This is a genomic window from Bradyrhizobium sp. NAS96.2, assembly GCF_001908235.1.
Lineage (GTDB): Bacteria > Pseudomonadota > Alphaproteobacteria > Rhizobiales > Xanthobacteraceae > Bradyrhizobium.
Map to the genome: position 1 here is coordinate 1 of NZ_LGHK01000393.1, position 655 is coordinate 655.

The following is a 655-nucleotide window of genomic DNA, read 5'->3' on the forward strand; positions in this document are numbered from 1 at the left end:
CTCGCGCATCATGGGAACGGGCGTCAACCTCTATTACATCGCCTGGCAGGTCTGGTGAGATGGCGCGTCGCTTCCACGCTGGCCTGAATTCGTTTCTCGGCGCCTATGGCGTGTGGCTGTCGCGGCCGGGCGTCGACGTGCTCTCGACCTCGAGCAATTCCGACTTCCTGCTGCGGTCGGAAACCAAGAATGACCAGATCATCATGTCGGGGTCAATCTATCTGCCGATCAACAGCGGTGACCAGAACATCCCGTATCCGGCGACGTTCACCAGGACGCCCTATGTCTGGTTCGAGGCCTACATCGATAGCGGCGTCGTCGCGTACCCCTACAATCTCGGCATGGCAGCGCGCGACATCACGGTCGGCGGCATTCTGACCTATGAGGTCGGGATCGGCCTGAAGTTCTCAAACGACAAAATCACGATCAACAACAGCAACGCGGATTATAATTTCTACGTGGATTACATGATCTTTCATCGGAGCCTCGGACTCTGATGGTCAAGCGCGTTTTGATCCAGTCCGGCGCCGGCGCCGCAATGAGCGTAAGCCTGCCGGGCGTCGACGTGACGGTCGCCAATATCGACCAGATGGTTTTCGATTCACGCTGGTCGGGGCATCAGTTCTACGCCTCTGGCATTCTTGATAGCTCGCAG

Annotated in this window: 1 protein-coding gene; it reads left to right on the forward strand. The window is 57.9% G+C overall.

The annotated features are described in order from the left end of the window. Positions 1–59 precede the first annotated feature (59 nt). Positions 60–497: a hypothetical protein gene (locus tag AC628_RS41510; RefSeq protein ID WP_074132553.1), complete on the forward strand. Its 438-nt coding sequence runs from the start codon at positions 60–62 to the stop codon at positions 495–497. Positions 498–655 lie beyond the last annotated feature (158 nt).